Annotated in this window: 13 protein-coding genes; 4 read left to right on the plus strand and 9 right to left on the minus strand. The window is 65.6% G+C overall.

Annotated features, from left to right (window positions below; genetic code table 11):
- The first annotated feature begins 48 nt into the window (after nucleotides 1-48).
- Nucleotides 49-1014, plus strand: coding sequence for an NAD(P)/FAD-dependent oxidoreductase (locus AC1DW2_RS41950; RefSeq protein WP_477009019.1), 966 nt, complete (start codon nucleotides 49-51; stop codon nucleotides 1012-1014).
- A gap of 90 nt (nucleotides 1015-1104) precedes the next feature.
- On the opposite strand, the gene AC1DW2_RS41955 is transcribed toward AC1DW2_RS41950, so the two are convergent.
- The 7 genes from AC1DW2_RS41955 to AC1DW2_RS41985 form a co-directional block, all read right to left on the minus strand.
- A complete protein-coding gene (locus AC1DW2_RS41955) occupies nucleotides 1105-1662 on the minus strand; it encodes an HNH endonuclease (protein ID WP_063985805.1) in 558 nt (185 codons plus the stop codon).
- A gap of 220 nt (nucleotides 1663-1882) precedes the next feature.
- Nucleotides 1883-2860, minus strand: coding sequence for a peptidyl-alpha-hydroxyglycine alpha-amidating lyase family protein (locus AC1DW2_RS41960; protein ID WP_354114306.1), 978 nt, complete (start codon nucleotides 2858-2860; stop codon nucleotides 1883-1885).
- Nucleotides 2861-2989: 129 nt separating this feature from the next.
- Nucleotides 2990-4765 carry a flavin-containing monooxygenase gene (locus AC1DW2_RS41965; protein WP_477009020.1) on the minus strand — a complete coding sequence of 592 codons (1776 nt, stop codon included), beginning with the start codon at nucleotides 4763-4765 and terminating at the stop codon, nucleotides 2990-2992.
- 77 nt (nucleotides 4766-4842) lie between these two features.
- A complete protein-coding gene (locus AC1DW2_RS41970) occupies nucleotides 4843-5928 on the minus strand; it encodes a DUF2855 family protein (protein WP_477009021.1) in 1086 nt (361 codons plus the stop codon).
- Nucleotides 5929-6026: 98 nt separating this feature from the next.
- A complete protein-coding gene (locus tag AC1DW2_RS41975; RefSeq protein ID WP_477009022.1) occupies nucleotides 6027-7553 on the minus strand; it encodes an acyl-CoA synthetase in 1527 nt (508 codons plus the stop codon).
- A 74-nt stretch (nucleotides 7554-7627) separates the two neighbouring features.
- Complete coding sequence (locus AC1DW2_RS41980; RefSeq protein WP_477009023.1) at nucleotides 7628-8803, minus strand: ABC transporter substrate-binding protein; 1176 nt, start codon at nucleotides 8801-8803, stop codon at nucleotides 7628-7630.
- 51 nt (nucleotides 8804-8854) lie between these two features.
- Complete coding sequence (locus AC1DW2_RS41985) at nucleotides 8855-9829, minus strand: NAD(P)H-dependent flavin oxidoreductase (protein WP_354114301.1); 975 nt, start codon at nucleotides 9827-9829, stop codon at nucleotides 8855-8857.
- A 179-nt stretch (nucleotides 9830-10008) separates the two neighbouring features.
- Between AC1DW2_RS41985 and AC1DW2_RS41990 the strand changes: the two genes are divergently transcribed.
- Nucleotides 10009-10896: a LysR family transcriptional regulator gene (locus tag AC1DW2_RS41990; protein WP_477009024.1), complete on the plus strand. Its 888-nt coding sequence runs from the start codon at nucleotides 10009-10011 to the stop codon at nucleotides 10894-10896.
- Here the strand turns inward: AC1DW2_RS41990 and AC1DW2_RS41995 are convergent.
- Nucleotides 10893-11546 carry a DNA-3-methyladenine glycosylase family protein gene (locus tag AC1DW2_RS41995; protein WP_208084331.1) on the minus strand — a complete coding sequence of 218 codons (654 nt, stop codon included), beginning with the start codon at nucleotides 11544-11546 and terminating at the stop codon, nucleotides 10893-10895. The two genes, AC1DW2_RS41990 and AC1DW2_RS41995, sit on opposite strands and share 4 nt — an antisense overlap.
- Nucleotides 11547-11770: 224 nt before the next feature.
- On the opposite strand from AC1DW2_RS41995, the gene gluQRS reads away from it, so the two are divergent.
- Both gluQRS and AC1DW2_RS42005 read left to right on the plus strand, forming a co-directional pair.
- Nucleotides 11771-12643: a tRNA glutamyl-Q(34) synthetase GluQRS gene (gluQRS, locus tag AC1DW2_RS42000; RefSeq protein WP_354181452.1), complete on the plus strand. Its 873-nt coding sequence runs from the start codon at nucleotides 11771-11773 to the stop codon at nucleotides 12641-12643.
- 103 nt (nucleotides 12644-12746) lie between these two features.
- Entirely contained in the window at nucleotides 12747-14021 is a 1275-nt protein-coding gene (locus AC1DW2_RS42005; protein WP_354181454.1) for an ATP-binding protein, read from the plus strand.
- Here the strand turns inward: AC1DW2_RS42005 and AC1DW2_RS42010 are convergent.
- Complete coding sequence (locus tag AC1DW2_RS42010) at nucleotides 13948-14841, minus strand: YihY/virulence factor BrkB family protein (RefSeq protein ID WP_354181456.1); 894 nt, start codon at nucleotides 14839-14841, stop codon at nucleotides 13948-13950. The genes AC1DW2_RS42005 and AC1DW2_RS42010 overlap by 74 nt on opposite strands.
- Between the last annotated feature and the right edge of the window lie 105 nt (nucleotides 14842-14946).

Below are 14946 nucleotides of genomic sequence, written 5' to 3' on the forward strand. Positions count from 1 at the left end.
CTGCTGTGTGGCTCGCGGCCGCAGATCGAGCATACGCTGCGCCGAAAGGTGACTGCGATCGCCAATGTCAAAGTGCAATCGCAGAGCCGCGTGACGGAGATTGTGCCGGCTGCAACCCGGCCGATGGTGAAGTTCGAGAACGACGCAGGCGTTGGTGCGGCGATCGAGGCGGATCTCGTGGTGGACGCATCCGGCCGCGGCGCGCCGACGCTCGGCCTGCTCGATGTGCTTGGCTGGGAGCGGCCGCAGGAGACCGTCGTGGGCGTCGACATCAGCTACACCACCGCGGTTCTGCGGCCGGGGCGAACCTCGTTCGACTGGCAAAATCTGGTCACCTTGCCCGATCCCGCCACGTCGGCGACAGCCGGCTTGATCATTCCTCTCGAAGGCGGGCGCTGGTTTACATCGATCTCCCATCACGGCGCGACGAATCGCCCCGGCACGTGGGAGGACTATCTTGCGGCTGCACGCCAATTGAAGACGCCGGCGATCTACAACGCAGTCTACAAGCTCTTGCCACCCGGAGGCCTCCGGCATTTCGTGTTTGACGCGAGCCGCTGGCGGCATTTTGAACGGCTCAAGCGGCTGCCGCGCGGGATTCTCCCCGTGGCGGACTCGCTGTGCCKGTTCAATCCGGTCTACGGGCAGGGCATGACGGTCGCCGCGCGAGAGGCAAAGTTGCTGCGCGAGATCCTGGATCGCGTCGCCGGGGAGGCGGACCCGATCGAGGCCCTCCAGGCTGGGTTCATGTCCGAAGTGGGCGCGCTGCTTCAGGCACCCTGGAACATGGGCGTGAACGCTGACTTCGCCTATCCAACCACACGGGGCCAGCGCCCGGAGCGGTACGAGGAAAGCCGGCAGTTCGAGGCGGCTCTATTCCGGGCCGTCGTGGCCGATCCGGTGGTTCAGCGCGCGTTCTCGGATGTCGTGCAACTCGTCGAGCCGTTCGACCTGATCAATTCGCCCGATATCCGCCAACGAATCGAGGCTCATTCGCTGGCGCAGAATGCGTGACGTTCGATGAAACGAACCGAGGACCCGACGGGTCCTCGATCTTTCGATTTCAGCACGTCGCACGAACGGCCGAGCGCGAACCGCGTCGCCCTACGGATCCAGCTCCGTATCCCAGTAGAGATAGTCCAGCCAGCTATCGTGCAGATAGTTCGGCGGAAACAGGCGGCCGTTGCGGTGGAGCTGGTGCACGGTCGGCGCAAACGCGCTCTGGCGCGGAAACATTTTTGCCTGCGCCGGCGTCAGATTGCCCTTGCGCAGATTGCAGGGCGAGCATGCCGCGACCACGTTCTCCCAGGTGGTCTGGCCGCCTTTGCTGCGCGGGACGATGTGGTCGAAGGTGAGGTCTTCGGGCGAGCCGCAATATTGGCAGGCGAAACGATCGCGCAGGAAGACGTTGAACCGGGTGAACGCGGGATGCGTGGTCGGCTTGACGAAGGATTTGAGCGAGACAACGCTCGGCAGCTGCATTTGCAGCGTGGGACTGTGAACCGCCTGATCGTAATGCGCGACGATGTTGACGCGGTCGAGGAACACTGCCTTGATCGCGTCCTGCCACGACCAGAGAGACAGCGGGTAGTAACTCAGCGGCCGGAAGTCCGCATTCAGCACCAACACCGGCCAACTGCCTTGCGAGACATGTGCGTTCAAGTAACGCTCCCGGCCTCCAATATACGCTGCGAAGCAGCATGTACTGACATACTACATGCAGCGTGACGGGATTGTGAAGCCCGTTGAGCGACTTATTCAGATGCAAGCAATGCGGCGGCGGGGTGGCAAAGCGCTCAAAACCGCCGTGATTTGGGGGGCGCGAACGACGCCGGGGGAGGCAGGGTCGACCCGACAGCGCGTCGCGGCCTCGCCCGCCCAACTATTCCCGCACCCGCTCCAGCTTCTGCAAGCACCGCGTGGCGCGCACCACGGCCGGCATCTCCTGGTCCGGAAAACTCGTCTTCCAGTCGGTGACGCCGACCTCGCCGACATAGATGGCGCCCTTCGAATCTAGCGCGATGCCGTGCGGAGCCAGGAATTTTCCGCTGGCGACACCCGGCCCTTCCTCACCGCCGAGCCGCGCGATGCGTTTGCCTTGCGCGTCCACGATCGACAGCCGCGGGCCGAGATTGGGCACCTTGCGGTTGACGGCGAGGCCCGGGCCGAGCTCGCCGATTACGAATGTCGGGCTCTTGCCGCCACCACAGCAGCACAGTGCGCAGGGACGGTGCAGATTGTTCCACTGCGTCTCGTACTTGCCCTCGCCATTGAACACCTGCACGCGATGGTTCTCGCGGTCGGCGACATAGACAAAACCGTCGGCGTCGGCGGCGATGTTATGCACGATGTTGAACTGGCCGGGGTCGGTGCCGGGCTCGCCCCAGCTCTTGAGCAGCTTGCCGTCCGGCGTGAACTTGTGCACGCGCGCATTGCCATAGCCGTCGGAGACGTAGATCTCGCCCTTCGGCGACAGCGCGGTATGGGTGCAGCGATGGAACGGATCGCCGCTCATGAACGGCGACGGCTTCTCGGGGATGCCGATCGTCAGCAGCACCTTGCCGTCGGTGGTGCATTTGCGCACGGTGTGGTCGCCGTCATCGGTGCAGTAGAGATGGTCGTCGGCATCGATGTGCAGGCCGTGCGCGCGCGAGAACAGGCCTTCGCCCCAGCTCCGGAGGAAATTGCCCTCGCGATCCAGCACCACCATCGGATGGGCCCCGCGGTTGAAGACGTAGACGCGGTCCTTGCTGTCGACGGCGACCGAGGCGACGTCGGTCAGTGTCCAGCCGTCGGGCAGCTTCGCAAAATTGTCGACGACGCGGTAGCGGTGCTCGCCGGTGCCGAGAATGGCAGGCATTTGTTTTTCCTCTTCTTCGTTTCAGCGGCGCGATCGTCTCTACACTGTCATTGCGAGCGCAGCGAAGCAATCCAGACTGTCTTCGCGGAAAGATCCTGGATTGCTTCGCTGCGCTCGCAATGACGAGGCTTAAGCGGCGCCCGCCTCACGCCCCAAAATCCCTTCCTCGATCGCCTTGATCTGGAGCGCGAGATATTTCGAGTTGATCCGGCACTGCGCGAGGCTGCCGGCGATGAACCAGAGGCCGGGCTGCCCGGTGCGCGCATACATGTTGCGCAGCTCCAGGCCGTCGCCAAAGCCCCAGACCGGGCCGACGCGGTCGGCGACGCCGTCGCCGAACAGTTTTCGCACCAGATATTCCTGCGGCTTGTAGCCGGTGGACAGCACGATGAGATCGGTCGCGATCATCGCGCCGTCCTTCATCCGAGCGCCTTCGGCCGTGAAGCTCTCGATGTCCGCGAACTGCCTGAGCCCGATCGCGCCCTCGACGATCAGGTTGGAGCAGCCGACATTGAAATAATAGCCACCGCCGCGGGTGAGGTATTTGAATTGCCAGCCGGTGCCGGCTTCGCCGAAGTCGAGCTTGAATCCGACTTTGCGCAAGCCGTCGAGCAGCTCCTTGTCGAGCTCCTTCGACTGCTCGGTCAGCATCACATGGGTTTTCTTCGCGAGCGGCGTCGGCATCGAGGTCGCGATCAGATCGTTATCCTCGAGCGTGCCTTCATTGTAGGTCGCATAGGCGAGTTGTGCCGACGGCTCGATATTGGTGACCAGCGTCGGCGACCGCTGCACCAGAATCACCTCGGCGCCGCTGGAACAGAGATCCTGCGCGATGTCGTGGCCGCTGTTGCCGGTGCCGATCACGATGGCGCGCTTGCCTGTCCAGTTCTCGCCGTCCTCGTAGCGGCTCGAATGCAGCAGCGTGCCTTTGAAATTGCTGRGGGTCGGAATATCAGGCACGTTCGCGATGCCGCTGACGCCGGTCGCCATCACAACATGGCGCGGCTGCATGGTGCGCTTGCTGCCGTCGGCGCGGCGCAGCGTGACGGTCCAGCAGCCCTTCGCGTCGTCGTAGGTACCGCCCTCGAATTCGGTGGCGGTCCAGAAATCCAGCTCCATCGCGTCGACATAGGCTTCGAACCAGTTGGCGAGCTTGTCCTTCGGGATGTAGGTCGGCCAGTTCGGCGGGAACGGCATGTAGGGCAAATGATTGACCTGCACCTGGTTATGCAGGGTCAGCGCGTGATAGCGCTTGCGCCAATTGTCGCCGATCCGCGTCTCGCGATCGACGATCAGCGTGTCGATCTTCAATTGCTTCAGCCGTGCTGCAATCGCAATGCCGGCCTGGCCACCGCCGACCACCAGCACGGTGGGATCGCGATTGGCGTAGTCGCGCGCTGCGTTGCGCAAATCGAGCCAGTTCGGCCCGCGGAAATCGCGTGAATAGGCCTGCCCCCGCGGCCGCGACGTGCCGAGCTGCTCCTCGAAGCCTTTGAGCTCATCGAGCGCGGTGAGCAGCGTCCACGCCTTCAGCCGGTCGCCGTCGGCGGTATCGGGCACGAGCCGGACGATGCCGCTGCCGCGACCGATCTCGGTCTCGAAATTGAAGATGACCTCGATATTGCTGGTGCCGGCGCGCGTGACCCAGCGCGGCGCCGCGCGGTTGGGCGCGATCGTGAAGCTGGCCGGCGCCGCCGGTGGCGCGAGCGCCCCCAGCGCTTGGGCAATCCGGTCGTGGCCAGCGATCGTTTGCAGGTTCCAGCTTAGCGCCAGAACATCGCGCCAGAAACTGTCGGTGAGGAAGAGGTGGTCGAGTGCGGCCGGATCAGGCTCGCCGAGCGTGCGCTCGAACTCATCGAGCCAGGCTTGCGCCGAGACGGAAATATCCTTCGTCTTGTCCAGCATGCGCGACCTCGTGGCCGTCTTCGCGGCGTTTCCTCTGAGGTTGACGCTATACCGGTTCGACGGGCCTCGAAAGCGGTTTACCCGAGCAGCGAGAGCATGTGGCCCTGCTCAGGCGGAATACGCCCTTTCAGCGTGTCGAGAAACACCTGCCGCACCGCGTCGGGGCCGCGGCTCTCGACCACGGTCAGGCTTCTCTCCAGCAGCGGCGCAAAGCCGGACCATGCCGCGCCAAAGCGCTGCTCGATACCGCCCGGGCCCCATTCCTTGGCGCGCTTGCGGATCTGTTCGGGCGCGAAGAACCAGCGCGGCTTTGCACCGGGCAGCTCGCCTTCGTCGGGCTCGGTGGCGCGATGCGTCAATCCGACGCGTACGGAGCATTTCATCCGGTCGCCGAAGTGCTGATGCAATCCGGCGCGCAGCGCACTGTTGCCGGCCATGTCAACGAAGGCGACCGGCGCGCCCGATGGCAACGACGCAATGCGGTCATAGGTGACGACCTCGTCATAGCAACCGAGCGACGAGACAAAGTCGACATTGCCGGCGGACGTCAGCCCGATCGCCTTGCGGCCGCGGGTGTGCAGCAGATGGGCGAGGCCGAACGCGGTCTTGCTCGAGGCGCTGGAGAGCAGCACTGTGCGTGCGCCGAAGTCGTCGTTCTCGGCCAGAAAGTCGTCGACCAGGAACGACAGCATGAACAGCGGCCGCAGCAGCGCCTGGTAATCGCCCTTCCGGCCGGCGTAGGCGGGATCGCCGCTGACGCGTGCATAGGCGTTGTAGACCGGCGCCACGCCCTGCCGGTGTGCGGCACCGTCGCGAAGGCCGCGCTTGCCGACATCGGTCGCCTCGATGACGAGATGCGTCGCCATCGGGAAATAGCCGAACAGGCGCTCGCCCACCCCAACGTTCGGATGGCTGGAGGCGATCACCTCGCCAAAGCCCCATACCGGAATGTTGCCAAAACCGTTCGGCGCGGGAAAGAGCTGCCAGTATTTCAACTCGTCGCCTATCACCGCATAGGTGATGTTGTTGGCGGTGAAGGCGAAGCGGTCGACCTTCACGAGCAGGGCGTCAGGCGGCAGCGCATCCGCGCCGGGAAGCTCGGTCGTGACCACCTTGCACTGGTCGAGGTTATCTTTCGCAACGACGAAGTCGATCGATGTCATGGCTTTGATCCCGGCTTTGTCCGTGCCGGCATTTCATCGTTCACCCATGATCCTTTTGCAACAGCAACATAGTTTAAAACGCCGTTCGCGGCCGTTCGTTACGCGCCGGCGCGCGCGTGGTCCGCCCAATAGGGCTCCCGCAGCTTGCGCTTGAAGATCTTTCCCGTCGCCTCGCGCGGCAGCGCGTCGCGGAATTCGACGTCCTTCGGCACCTTGAAATTGGCGAGCCGCTCGCGCAGGAACGACTGAACCGCGGCGGACGAGAGCGCTGCGCCCGGCTCCGGCTCGACATAGGCGCAGAGCCGCTCGCCAAATTCGGCGTCGGGAATGCCGAACACGGCGCAATCGCGCACGCCGGGCATTCCGATCAGCGCGTTCTCGATCTCGGCGGGATAGATGTTGACGCCGCCGGAGATCACCATGTCGCGCTTGCGGTCGCACAGGAACAGATAGCCGTCCGCGTCGAGATAGCCGACGTCGCCGACGCTGACGAGCCCGTCGCGGCCGGCCTCGGCGCGCGCTTCGGCCTTGCCGTGATAGTCGAAATCCGGCACCGAGGCCTGCCGCATGTAGATTTCACCGGGTTCGTTGACGTCGCACGGGCTGCCGTCGGCGCGGAAGATCTTGACGACACCGCCCTCGATGGCGCGGCCGACGGTGCCGGGCTTCGTCAGCGCCTCCGCCGCGGAGTGCCACACCGGAATTCCGGTCTCGGTCGAGCCGAAATATTCGTTGATGACGCCTCCCCACCAATCGATCATCGCCTTCTTCACGTCTGGCGGGCAGGGCGCCGCGCCGTGAACGACGAAGCGCAGCGAGGACAGATCGTATCGTCCCTTCACTTCGTCGGGCAGCCGCAGCAGGCGCACGAACATCGTCGGCACCATATGCATGTGCGTGACGCGATGGCGCTCGACCAGTTGAAGCAGGTCTTCAGGATCGAAGCGCGGTTCCAGCACGATGGTGCAGCCACTGCGATAGGCCAGCATGCCGTAGGAGTGCGGAGCGGAATGGTACATCGGGCCGTTCATCAGCACGACCTGATCCTCGTCCGGCTTCACGCCATAGGCGATCGCCCCGACGCGCTCGGAGGCCGCGACCTGATCGGGGCGCATCGGCATGCGCCGCACGCCCTTCGGCATGCCCGTCGTGCCCGACGTGTAGAACATCGGCGCGCCGCGGCGTGGCGGCTGGATGAGTTCCGCCTGGCTGTCACGCCATTTGTCCCAATCGGTCAATCCGTCCGGCACCTTTGTGAGCGCGGCGGGGATGTCGAACGCGCCGGCGATCTCCGGCGGCGTCGGCACGACCATCAGCGCCAGGCCCCCCGGCAGGCCGTCGCGAATCTGCGGCAGCAGGTCGGCATGGCAGATCAGGATGTCGGCGCCGCTGTCGGCCAGGATATAGCGGACTTCGGCGGCCTTCAGGTGCCAGTTGATCGGCACCACCGGTCGGCCGAGCGCGGCGGAAGCCGCGACCACCTCGAACAGGGCGAAGTCATTGCGCAGCATCATGGCGACCGGCGTGCCCTCGCGCCCGCCGAGCGCGCTGATCCCTCCTGCGGCCCGCCTGATCCGCGCATGGAGGTCTGGATAATCGATCTGGCGCTCGCCGCTGATGATCATGGGACGTCCCTTCAAGGCGTTTTCAAGCGAAGTGGATACCGGTTCGCGTCAAGAAAACGCGTCAAACAAAAACTCTACCGGTCATCGAGAATGCCGCCGAACGGCACCCAGCTCTTGCCGTTGAAGCGGCGGAGCTGAAGCTGCTGGAACGGCAGATAGTCGTCCGGACCGGTCGACACGCTCATTCCAGGCAACAGCAGCGGCAGCTTCACCTCTTTCAGCGACGCGGCCTGCTTCAAGATGTTGTCGCGGCTGACATCGTCCTTGCAGGCGCTCAGCACCGTCATCAGCAGCGTGGCATAGTGATAGCCCGCGGCGTAGTTGGAGTTCGAGAGATCCGCGGTCGGCATGTATTGCTTCATGAAGGCGAAATAGGACTTCACGCCGGGATCGTCGGCCCATTGCGGGTCCATCGTGTCCTTCTGGTTGCTCGACGAGATCAGCCCGACCGCATTGTCCAGTCCCGCCGGCTCCAGGAACGAGATCGAGGAGGCCGAGGTGGGCACGAAGAACAGCTCCGGCTTCCAGCCGATCTCGGCTACACCCTTGACCATCTGCGAGGTGAACTTGCCGAGCACCACGCCAAACAGCACGTTGGCGCCTGACGCTTTCAGCGTCGAGAGCTGCGAGCTGATCGTCGGCGCGCTGGTCTCGTAGCTCGCCTCTGCGATGATCATGCTTGCGGCCTTGGGCCCGAGCGCGCGCTTGAAGCCCGCGACATAGTCGCGGCCGAAATCGTCGTTCTGGGACAGGATCGCGATCTTCGCGTCGGGCTTGGCCTGCAAGATATACTTGGCATAGACGACGCCCTCGGATTCGTAGGCCGCCATGCCCGGCATCGTCCAGGGATTCTTCTGCGGATCGGCCCATTTGGTGGCGCCCGAGAGCACGAACAGCTGCGGCACCTTCTTGGCGTTGAGGTAACGCTGCACGGCGCTGTTGGTGGCGGTGCCGAGCGAGCCGAACATCATCAGCACCTCGTCCTGCTCCACCAGCTTTCTCGTCTGCTCGACCGTCTTCGGCGGCGAGTAGGCGTCGTCCAGCGTGATGAACTTGACCTTGCGGCCGTTGATGCCGCCCTCCGCGTTGACCTTCTCGAAGAACGCCTCCTGCGTCCGTCCGATCGCGCCGAAGCCGGATGCCGGACCGCTATAGGGCAGGGTCTGTCCGATCCGGATCTCGTCCGCACCGGCGCTGCCGGCGGCAAGCGTCAGCAACGACAGGCCTGTCAGCGCGGCTGTCAGCTTCATGATGTCCTCCCGTTTGTCTTTTCAGTCCAATTTTCTTGTCGGACCAAGCCGTCAGGCGCTGGCGCGCATCAGGAAATCCTGCCGGGCCTGATCGAATTCGCCCTTCATCCGGTCGACCAGCTCGGCCACCGGCGGCGCATCCAGGATCTGGCCGATGCCCTGGCCCGATCCCCAGATGTCGCGCCACGCCTTGGATTTCATGTTGCCGCCGGAGCCGAAGTTCATCTTCGTCTTGTCGGCAACCGGGAGATTGTCCGGATCGAGCCCGGCGGCGGCGATCGAGGGGCCGAGATAGTTGCCGTGCACGCCGGTGAACAGGTTGGTGTAGACGATGTCGTGCGCGGCGTGCTGCGTCAGCGCGGCCTTGTAGGCTTCGTCGGCATTGGCTTCCTGTGTCGCGATGAAGCGCGTGCCCATATAGGCGAGGTCAGCGCCCAGCGTCAGCGCGGAGGCAATGCCAAAACCGTCGCTGATCGCGCCCGACAGCAGGATCGCGCCGTCGAACCATTGCTTGACCTCGCGCACCAGCGCGAAGGGCGACAGCATGCCGGCATGTCCGCCCGCGCCGGCGCAGACCAGGATCAGTCCGTCGACGCCTTGCTCCGCGGCCTTGCGCGCGTGCTTGACGTTGATGACGTCGTGGAACACCAGCCCGCCATAGGAGTGCGCGGCCTCGACGATCTCGGCGGGCGGCCGCAGCGAGGTGATGATGATGGGCGCCCTGTGCTTCACACAGGTTTCCATGTCCTTCATCAGCCGGTCGTTGGAGGCGTGGCAGATCTGGTTGACGGCGTAGGGCGCGACCTTCTTGCCGGGATTGCGCGATTTGTATTCGCCGAGCTCGTCCTCGATGCGGCTCAGCCACTCGTCGAGCTTTTCCACCGGACGGGCGTTGAGCGCCGGAAACGAGCCGACGACACCGGCCTTGCATTGGGCGATCACCAGCTCCGGCCCGGAGACGATGAAAAGGGGCGAGCCGACCACGGGCAGCTCCAGATTGTTCTTGAGCAGAGCGGGCAGTGCCATCGGATCCTCCTGACGACGCGCGTCAACGGCCTGCCGGCCGGGGTGAGCGCTTCCATGTCGATTGTCGCGCCGGCGGGGTGTCCGCCGTCCAGCGCTTTGATCCCACTATAGGGTTGGACGGCGGGCAGCGGATCGTTCAATATTGAACAAGCCTATCATCAGATTTGTACGGGGCCGCGGTGGATTGGGATCTCTGCAAGACCTTCGTCGCGGTCGCCGACACCGGCAGCTTCACTGCGGCGGCAAAGCGTCTGCACGCCAGCCATCCGACCGTCAGCCGCAAGATCGCGGCGCTGGAGGCACAGCTCGGCACCAAGCTGCTGGCGCGGGCCGCCGATGGCTTCGTGCTCACCGCCGATGGACGTACGCTGCGTGAGCACGCGGAGGCGATGGCCGTTGCCGCACTCCGGGCCGAAGCCGCCGTTGGCGCCGGCGGGCGCAAGGCGCGCGGCACGGTCAAGCTGTCGATCGGCGCGACGCTGGCCTCGCACTGGCTGATGCCGCGGCTGCGATCCTTCCTGAGCGAGCATGATCACATCCGGCTTGAGATCATCACCCATCCGTTTCCGGCCAGCGTGCGGCGGCGCGAGGCCGACGTCGTGCTGCGACCGGTCGACAGCGGCGAGGAAAACCTGGTCGGCCGCAAGATCGGCCGTCTCGGCACCGGCTTCTATGCCTCGCGCGACTATGCCGCGGGCCGGTCCATGCCGGAGCGGAGCGGCGAGTGGAAGGGGCACAGCGTCATCGGCTTTGCCGATCAGGATTCGAACGCGCAGCTGGCGCGCTGGAGCGATGCGATCACCCGGCAAGGCACCATGGTGATGCGCTGCTCGTCGCAGGGCGACATGCTGGCGGCGGTGCGCGCGGGAATTGGCATCGCCGCGCTGTCCTGCTTCGTCGCGGAGAGCTATCCGGACCTCGTGCGCGTCGCGCCGCAGAAACTGGTCAGCGTCGCCGATCTCTGGCTGCTCGCCCATCCCGATCTGGTCGAGTTGTCCGCGGTGCGCGCCGTCATCGACTTCGTGGCCGAATGCGCCCGTGCCGATCGCGAACGGCTGCGAGGCTAGGGCTGGTTGCTGATGACACCTTCGCGCTTCTTGATCACGCGATAATAGCTCCACCACAGATGCGCGGCCGCGCCGCGCAGGGGACGCCAGGGTTCGGCGAGCGGCGCCATCTGCTTCTCCGTCGGCCGCGCCTGAAGGCCCAGGCCAACTTTGATCCCCTCCTGCACGGCGATGTCGCCGGCCGGCCAGGCATCGCCGTGCCCGAGGCAGAACAGCAGATAGACGTCGGCGGTCCATGGCCCGATGCCGGGCAGCGCGATCAGCGTATGGTGCGCGGCCTCGGCGTCTTCCTCGGCAAGCACATCGAGGTTCAGCCGCTGCGCATTGATCTCGCGCGCGAGATGTTTCAGCGTCTTGATCTTGGCGGCGGACAGGCCGAGCCGTCCCAGCCGGTCGGTGCGGGCGCGGCTCACGGCCTCATGGTCGAACGGATCGAACGCGGCCGACAGCCGCCCCCAGATCGCTGCGGCGCTCGCGGTCGAAAGCTGCTGCCCGCAAACGATGTGGGCGAGCCCCGTAAAACCCGGCTCACGCCGCCGCAAGGCGGGCATGCCGGCGATCTCGAGCACGGGCTTGAGGCGCGGGTCGCGCTTGATCAGCGCGTGGACGGCCTCTTCGAGATCGGACTGGGTTTCGAGGTGGATGGTCATTTGGGTCGGCAAACTCTCTCCGGCGTCATGGCCGGGCTTGACCCGGCCATCCACGTCTCTCTAACCACACGACATGTCTAGCATGGGTGACAGTGTTCGTATCTGTCCACGACTTGACACGATCGCTGTATCGCACCGAAGAACGTGGATGGCCGGGACATAGGCGAGCGGAAGCGACGCCGTCCCTTCGGACGGCTATGCCCGGCCATGACGAGTTTCACTGCATGGCGCCACCCGTTTTCCGATTTGCCCCCAGCCCGAATGGCCTCTTGCATCTCGGCCACGCCTATTCGGCGCTGCTCAATTTCGACCGCGCGCGCGAGACCGGCGGGCGGCTGTTGCTGCGGGTCGAGGACATCGACGCGACGCGCTGCCGGCCGGAATATGAGACGGCGATCTACGACGACCTCGCCTGGCTCGGCATCGCCTGGGAAACGCCGGTGCGGCGGCAGTCGGAGCATCTCGCGGTTTATCGCGCCGCGCTCGAGAAACTCTCGGCGCTTGGTCTCGTCTATCCCGCGTTCGAAAGTCGCGCGGAGATCGCCAGGCTCGTGGCCGCGCGCGAGGCCGCCGGGCCATGGCCTCGCGATCCCGATGGCGCACCGCTTTATCCGGGTGACGCCAGATCGCTGTCGGCCGGCGAGCGCGACCGGCTCATTGCATCTGGCGTGCCTTACGCGCTGCGGCTCGACATGGCGGCCGCCTGCCGACGCGTTGCCGGTCTGACCTGGAACGAGCTTGGCGAGGGGCCCGATGGCGAGCGCGGCATCGTCGCGGCGCGACCGGAGTCCTGGGGCGACGTCATCCTGGCCCGCAAGGAGACGCCGACCAGCTACCATTTGTCCGTCGTCGTCGACGACGCGCTTCAGGGCATCAGCGAGGTCGTGCGGGGGCAGGACCTGTTTCACGCCACCTCGGTTCACCGCCTGCTCCAGGTCCTGCTCGATCTGCCGGAACCCGCCTATCGCCACCACGCCCTGATTCTGGACGAGGCGGGCGGGAAGTTGTCGAAATCGGACCGCTCGACCGGCCTGCGCGAGCTGCGCGCAGCCGGCGCCACGCCCGCCGGCATCCGCCGGTTGGTGGGATTAGGTTAAGTTTCTCTGGGGGTTAGCAAAACGCCGCCGTGACTCCAGGGGTTCCGCCGTGCGATGCTTGCTTGAGAGCCTGGGGATCGAAGGGGACCCTTCGAAGGGATTCATGGCGGCGAAAACGCGCTCAGCGCGCACCACGCGAACGTCCAGGCGACCGCCTCGGAAGCGGTCCGGGGCGACCGGCCGGTTGCGCAAGCGCAGCGCCAAGGCCGTGGCGCCGGACGTGGTCCAGGCCGCGCTCGCCGCCTTCGCCCATGAGGTCCGTACCCCCCTGACCGGTATTCTCGCGATCAGCGACCTGCTCGCCACCTCCGATCTCGGCGAGCGCGAGCGGCGCTGGGCCGACACCATCAAGGCCGGTGCCGAGCATCTGGCGAGCCTTGCCACCCTGTTCGTCGATGCCGCCAGGACCGGCAAGGGGGCGGGCAAGGGTGGAAGTGCCTTGCGGCAGGATTTGTTCGATCTGCGCGCGCTCGCCCGCAGTGCCGGCGATTCGCTCGCCGGACGCGCCGCGGCCAAGGGCCTCCAGGCCCAGGTCGATATCTCCGAGAAGCTGCCGGGGCTGGTGGTCGGCGATTCCGTCCGCCTGCGCGCCGCGCTCGAGAACCTGATCGACAATGCCGTCAAGTTCACCGAGCGGGGCGGTGTCGCGCTCGCGGTCGCGCCTTGGCGTCCCGCCAAAGGCAAGGCCAGAGACAAGGCGAAGGGCAAGTTCGGCGTCGCCTTCGCGGTGTCCGACAGCGGCATCGGCCTGACCATGGCCGAGATCAAGCGGCTGTTCCGCCCCTTCACCCAGGCCAATGTCACCATCGCCTCGCGCTTCGGCGGCGCCGGCTTGGGCCTTTCCTCGGTCAAGCAACTGGCGCGCGCGATGGGCGGCGACATCACGGTCGCACCGCGGCGCGGCGGCGGAGCCACCTTCACGTTGACGATGTCGCTCGACGCGACGGAATCGCGCAAGTCCCGCAAGTCGAAGGGCGAAGCCGAGGCGGATGCGATGGCCGCGCTGCGCGTGCTCAGCGTCGAGGACAATCCGTTCGGCCGCGTCGTGCTCAACACCATCCTGACCGAGCTCGGCCACCATGCCGAGTTCATCGGGCGCGGCGAGGACGCGGTGAACCGGCTCGCGCAGGGCGCGTTCGATGCGGTGCTGATGGACATGGTGCTGCCTGGCATCGACGGCGTCGAGGCCATCAGGCGGATCCGGACCATGCCGGCGCCGCTGGCTCAGATCCCCATCATCGGCGTATCCGGCCGTGGCGAGGACGAGGCGGCCTCGCGCGAGGCCGGCGCCGACGCCTTCCTGGTCAAGCCTGTGTCTCCTCGCGCTTTAGCGACTGCGCTGCTTGAAGCGAAACGCCGTGAGGAAGCTGCGACTTGATGATCGCGGCGTTGAGTTCGCCGCCGTAGACGAAGATCGCGGCGATGAAATACAGGAACACCAGCGCGATGATCACCGAGGCGAGCCCCGCATACATCGTCACGTAGTTGTTGGCGAAGCGCGCCAGATATTGGCCGAACACGATGCCCGAGATCAGCGACGCCACGATGGTGAAGACGATGCCGGGCAGGATCTGGAGGAAGGCGCGCCGTCCCGCCGGCAGCCAGGCATGCAGGATGATCAGCGCCACCACCAGCGCACCCACGGTGATGCCGTAGCGCAGCCAAGTGAGGATGCTCTCGTTGGACTCGACGAACAGCGGGATATGGCGCCGCGCCGCCTCGATGAAGAGCGGGCCAAGCACGATCAGGAACGCCATGGCAAGCGCGGTGAAGGCCGCGACCAGCGTGTAGCCGATCGATTCAAGGCGCAGCCAGTACCAGCGCCGCATCTCCACCACCGCATAGGCGCGGTTCAGCGCGACGCGGAGCGCCTCGACGCCGTTGGAGGCGAAATACACCGACAGCGCTGCGCCGATCGTCAGCACGCCGGTGCGGGTCGTCGTCAAAACGTCGTGGACTTCCCCCGAGATCGAATCGGCGACCTGCTTCGGCCAGACCTGAAGCATCAGGCTTGCGGCCTGATCGGCAAGTTCCTTGGAGCCGAAGAAGCCGGCGAGCGAGGTCAGCACGATCAGGAACGGGAACAGCGCCATCAGCGTCGACAGCGCGATATGGCTCGCGATCGCCCAGCCGTCGTCGGCGAGGAAGGTGTAGAAGGCGTCCTCCACGACGACGTAGATGTAGCGGATTGCCTTCACAGCTTGCTCCGGATTCCCCTCTCCCCGCCTGCGGGGAGAGGCCGGAATGCGCGCGCAGCGCGGATTCCGGGTGAGGGGGGGTCTCCGCGAATCCCTCTATCACCG

It is taken from the genome of Bradyrhizobium sp. P3_C3 (assembly GCF_056402655.1).

Bases quoted from the DNA above. Each gene is read 5' to 3' on its own strand.
- AC1DW2_RS41960 (WP_354114306.1), bottom strand. From the start codon at position 2,860: ATGCCTGCCATTCTCGGCACCGGCGAGCACCGCTACCGCGTCGTCGAC.
- AC1DW2_RS41970 (WP_477009021.1), bottom strand. From the start codon at position 5,928: ATGACATCGATCGACTTCGTCGTTGCGAAAGATAACCTCGACCAGTGC.
- AC1DW2_RS41975 (WP_477009022.1), bottom strand. From the start codon at position 7,553: ATGATCATCAGCGGCGAGCGCCAGATCGATTATCCAGACCTCCATGCG.
- AC1DW2_RS41980 (WP_477009023.1), bottom strand. From the start codon at position 8,803: ATGAAGCTGACAGCCGCGCTGACAGGCCTGTCGTTGCTGACGCTTGCC.
- AC1DW2_RS41985 (WP_354114301.1), bottom strand. From the start codon at position 9,829: ATGGCACTGCCCGCTCTGCTCAAGAACAATCTGGAGCTGCCCGTGGTC.
- AC1DW2_RS41995 (WP_208084331.1), bottom strand. From the start codon at position 11,546: ATGACCATCCACCTCGAAACCCAGTCCGATCTCGAAGAGGCCGTCCAC.
- gluQRS (WP_354181452.1), top strand. From the start codon at position 11,771: ATGGCGCCACCCGTTTTCCGATTTGCCCCCAGCCCGAATGGCCTCTTG.
- AC1DW2_RS42005 (WP_354181454.1), top strand. From the start codon at position 12,747: ATGGCGGCGAAAACGCGCTCAGCGCGCACCACGCGAACGTCCAGGCGA.